The organism is Thioalkalivibrio sp. ALgr3, assembly GCF_000377325.1.
Lineage (GTDB): Bacteria > Pseudomonadota > Gammaproteobacteria > Ectothiorhodospirales > Ectothiorhodospiraceae > Thioalkalivibrio.
This window is the reverse complement of record NZ_KB898010.1, coordinates 1-4,065: the sequence shown is the minus strand read 5'-3', so window position 1 is coordinate 4,065 and position 4,065 is coordinate 1. Positions and strand designations below refer to the sequence as shown.

The window sequence follows — 4,065 nt, the reverse complement described above, 5'->3', positions numbered from 1 at the left end:
GTGTGTGGAAGCGCGGTCTGCGGGGGATTCCCTCATCATCGTCGTAACATGTTTGGACGTTGCATCGGTCTTGTGGGGCCGGTTCGGAGGGGTGGCGGCGCGGGCTTGGTCGTAACATGTTTGGACGTTGTGGCGGGGTGGCCGGGGGTGCGGGCGCTCGTTCGGGTCTCCTGGTCTCGGGGCTCGTGCATAACATGTTTGCACTGCCTGTCGGGAGGGCGTGGCGGATCGGAGCGCGCCCAGGGCCGGTGATCGGGGTGGCCGGGTAGAGACCGATAACATGTTTGGACGCTGTATCGGTGTAGGGCAGGCACAAAAAAGGCCGCCCGAAGGCGGCCAAGATGCTTCTGGAGGTTTACCAGCAGAGGAGACCACTTTCCTCCAACCATGCAGGCCGCTTACGGAGGCCAGTCGCCGGGGCAGAGAAACAGGAGAAATATCTGCCTCGAAAGGGGACGGGGAGCCACAGGGGGGCGACTCCCCGATTACGGAAATGATCTTACCGCGCGGCGCTCTCGCTTTCAACACTGGTGTTGTAGGCGTTCTGGTGCGCTGCATTGTAACTCCAAGCCTAATTGGTTATTCTCGTATTCATCGAGGCGCACCACGCGCGCAATCTGGATACGCAGGACATGGAAACCGCAACGTCAGCCGAGAAGCGCAGCCTTCTTCGCCGCTTTCGGGACTGGATCGCCCCCTCGCAGACATGGCACGTCACCTGGAAGGTCTATGCGCTTCCGGGGGGAGACACTGAAGGCTCCGGGCCGCAGGAGTTCGTTCTGGACGGTTCCTTCCGGGTGCCGGGGAAGCTGGACTCCGGGGCGTTCGACACGCTCCGCAGCGGCTTGTGGTCCGCGACCAGGGAAGCCCTCGCGAACCGCGAAGTCGCCGGGCTCAGCCCCAGCCCCGAAGCGGTGCGGTACATCACCATCCTCAACCTGACCCGTCTCCCGAAGTGAGGGCCGGTTCGGATGCTGACGTTCGGCCTGATCGACGACACGGTGCAGGACACCACGCCCGGTTCCGGGTGCCTGCTGGCACCCCCGGCCGGTTTCGCCGGTTCGGATGAGGACTACCGGAAGATCATGCGTGAGCAGTTTCAGAATCCCGCCGGGAGGCAGCGGATCGTCCTGCTGGTCGGCAACCGATCCCCTCGGTTACTCAAGCCCGAAGTCGTGATTTCGGGGCCGTATGAGCACCCCGCTCGTGAAATCCTCTCCTCGATTCGGTCTTGGCTGGCCGGTTCGGATGAGCGCTTCCAGACACCGCACTCCCGAGAGGATCGCGCGGCATGAGTGAGTCACGCGCCACCAAGCTCCGGGACCGCAACATCAAACTGGTTTCCGTTCGTGACGGCCGCCTGAAAACGACCGTCTCCATGGACGCGAACCTCTACGCGATCCTCCTCCACCTCTTCAACGACGACCCCACCGATGTCGCCGTATGGATACGCGAGCGCGCCTTCTCGCGCTCCTGCGAAAAGGCCCTGCGCTCCGGCAAACGATCCCGGTCCCGCTTCGTCCAGAGCGAAGCGCTCGGGCTGATTCGAGATCGCCTCGAAAACGGCACCAGCGTTGTGTCACACCCCCCTGCACAGAGGGATGAAGACAACCCCAACCCCTCAGACCAATAGGAGGATTCCCATGCAGGACTTCAACGGCACTCAGGAAGATTTCCGTCGCCAGAACTACTCGCTCCGGATCGACCCCGATCCCGAAACCGAGCTGGTCATCGACCGCGAAGGCTTCCGAAACTGCCCTCTCGAATCCGAGAAGAGCAGCGGCGCACTCGTTCTCCGAGGCTATCGGGCGGAGACGGACAGCCCCATGCGCAACTACCTTCAAGCCGAAGCCCGCGAAGACGCCCAGGGCGGGCCGCCCGCTCTCATGCGTTTCGCGATCCGGCGCTTCTACCTCGACAAGCCCGATCCCAGCAATCCGCTTCTCCAGCAGATCAAGTTCACGGAATAACCCCAAGCCCCGGTTTCCGGGGCATCCCGGAGCCGCCCTTTCCAGACGGCTCCGGGATGCACCAAAACCATCCCACCAACAACCGAAAGGAGCACGACATGAACATGAAAGAGCTGGCCGACATCGTGGCCGACACCGAGAAGAACGAGTCCTCGAAAGCCCAGGTCGAGCGGAACCTGCGTTCCGCCTTCGAGGCCATCACGGATGCGATGCGCGCGGGCGAGGAAGTCACCATCCCCGGATTCGGGAAGTTTTCCGTAACGGAGCGGGCCGCGCGCACTGCCCGGAACCCGGCCACCGGGGAGAACGTCTCCGTTCCCGCCAAGAAGGCCCCGGCCTTCAAGGCGGCCAAGGGGCTCAAGGAATCGGTGAACCTCTGAGGCGGGCAACCATGACGGAGAATCAGGAACCCCAGGCCAACGAGGCCATCATCGAGGCTCGCCCCGCGTGGCGAAACCAGTGGATGAGCCTCGCGCTCCTGCCATTCGTAGCGGCCGTGCCCGTCTGGGTGACGGCGTGGTACACCCTGCCGGGGCTCAGCCTTCCGCTGCCGCCCCCGCAGGGCCTTTTCTCGGCACTCGCCAGCGCATCCATACCCTCGCTGCTGATCGGCTCATGGGGCGCGCTGGGTTTCCTGAGCCTCCGCATCCTGTACCTGCGCCACCTCGACCATTTCAGCCTCGACGGCAACCGGGTAGCCCATCGCCACGGAATCGTGGCGCGCAACCAGCACAGCATCCGCCTCGCCGCCATCCGGTCTGTCGAGCTGAAGCAGAGCGTCATGCAGCGCATCCTCGGCGTCGGAGACCTGCTGATCTACGCCGCAGGGTCCAGCGAGGCGGAGATCGCCATGAAGGGCCTCTCACGGCCTCAGAAGGCGAAGGAGGCGGTCAAGGTGGCTTCGGAGGAGGCCAGTACCCATCCGGCCGCAGAAAGCGACTGACGGCCATCTGAACCGGCCCACCAAAAAGGCCCCGGTGGAATCCACTCGGGGCCTTTTTTCATGTCTCCGGGTTCGGGAAAACCTACACCTCCGTCCCCCCGACCCATACACGGCCCAGATAGGCGTCCGCACCGCCCTCGGTCAAGGGGGCAAGCTCCTCCGCATAAGCCTCCAGCTCCTCGTGCGTCCAGCCCTTCTCCGGAGGCAGCGATTGCGACACCAGATTCCCGTCGAGATCGACAATGGAAAGCTCCAGGTGACGAACTGGCGAAAGAATGTCCGGCTCATTGAGCCACTGATCCGTGACAAAGCGAATCATGCCGCCCTCCCCATCCGAACCGGCTCCTCCGAACCGGCCTGTCGTTTACGATATGCCTCGATCCACCGAGACAGCACCAAATCCACATCACGCCCGTCCGGGTCCGCTTCCGCGATCAACTCCAATGCTCGCGCATAACGGACGCGCATGGCCTCCACATGCTCGTCCAGGGGCATGAACTCCTCCGAACCGGCCATCTGAACGGGCCTCAAAGACTCGCGATCCAGGAAGCCGAGGATTCGCGGTAGCCTCGGGGTGACAGGCGCAACTGCTTTGGTGGCTCCGGAGCCACCGCCGGGCCTCCGACGTGGAAGCCCTGAGCGAAAAACGCCCCGCAATCGTTCGCCACATCGAGCATGGCCTGATTCTCGACACCCTCAAGGATCACGGAGAAGTCACCCAGCCGGTTGGCCGTCTCGGCCACGGATTCCAGCACCGCGCGGCCCCGAGTCGAAGTGACATCAACCACCGGGGCGAACTTGACGTAATCGAAGTGGGTCATGCTGAAGATCGCGAGCCCGGCACCGCCGGTCCCGAAGTCATCCAGTGCGGTCTTCACGCCCAGCTCGGAAATCTTCTCCACCGCTGCGACCAACGAGAAAAGTACGGCCTCGCTGGCATCGAACGACTCCGTGATCTCCACCACCAGGTTCTCCGGGCAGGGGAGTTTCGTAATGGTGTCTGCGAGGCGGGGTAGGTACTCGGGATGAATCAAGCTGCTCGGGGCTACGTTGACGCCGAAACGGTCGTTCGGCCGGGTCCGGGCGGCTGACACGGCTTGCGCCAGCGCCGCAAAATCGACCTTCAGAGTCCGGTCGGGACACGAGAAAAGC

Annotated in this window: 9 protein-coding genes; 6 read left to right on the top strand and 3 right to left on the bottom strand. The window is 63.5% G+C overall.

The features are described from left to right. The first annotated feature begins 632 nt into the window (after positions 1-632). From C998_RS0113575 to C998_RS0113550, 6 genes are all read left to right on the top strand, one after another. A complete protein-coding gene (locus C998_RS0113575; RefSeq protein WP_051076751.1) occupies positions 633-959 on the top strand; it encodes a hypothetical protein in 327 nt (108 codons plus the stop codon). Positions 960-971: 12 nt separating this feature from the next. Continuing rightward, complete coding sequence (locus C998_RS0113570; protein WP_018871420.1) at positions 972-1,295, top strand: hypothetical protein; 324 nt, start codon at positions 972-974, stop codon at positions 1,293-1,295. Continuing rightward, on the top strand, positions 1,292-1,633 hold the full coding sequence (locus tag C998_RS0113565) for a hypothetical protein (protein ID WP_018871419.1): 342 nt from the start codon (positions 1,292-1,294) through the stop codon (positions 1,631-1,633). Before C998_RS0113570 ends, C998_RS0113565 begins: the two co-directional genes overlap by 4 nt. 10 nt (positions 1,634-1,643) lie before the next feature. Continuing rightward, positions 1,644-1,970 (top strand): hypothetical protein, encoded by a 327-nt coding sequence (locus C998_RS0113560; protein ID WP_018871418.1) that lies wholly within the window; start codon positions 1,644-1,646, stop codon positions 1,968-1,970. A gap of 98 nt (positions 1,971-2,068) precedes the next feature. After that, positions 2,069-2,350, top strand: a complete 282-nt coding sequence (locus tag C998_RS0113555; protein WP_026279635.1) for an HU family DNA-binding protein — start codon at positions 2,069-2,071, stop codon at positions 2,348-2,350. A gap of 11 nt (positions 2,351-2,361) precedes the next feature. Then, a complete protein-coding gene (locus tag C998_RS0113550) occupies positions 2,362-2,913 on the top strand; it encodes a PH domain-containing protein (protein ID WP_018871416.1) in 552 nt (183 codons plus the stop codon). A gap of 82 nt (positions 2,914-2,995) precedes the next feature. On the opposite strand, the gene C998_RS0113545 is transcribed toward C998_RS0113550, so the two are convergent. The 3 genes from C998_RS0113545 to C998_RS14230 form a co-directional block, all read right to left on the bottom strand. Then, a complete protein-coding gene (locus C998_RS0113545; protein ID WP_018871415.1) occupies positions 2,996-3,232 on the bottom strand; it encodes a hypothetical protein in 237 nt (78 codons plus the stop codon). Next, complete coding sequence (locus tag C998_RS0113540) at positions 3,229-3,408, bottom strand: hypothetical protein (protein WP_231365012.1); 180 nt, start codon at positions 3,406-3,408, stop codon at positions 3,229-3,231. Before C998_RS0113540 ends, C998_RS0113545 begins: the two co-directional genes overlap by 4 nt. 32 nt (positions 3,409-3,440) lie before the next feature. Then, on the bottom strand, positions 3,441-4,065 hold a 625-nt coding region (locus tag C998_RS14230), incomplete at its 5' end, for an EAL domain-containing protein (RefSeq protein WP_038082163.1).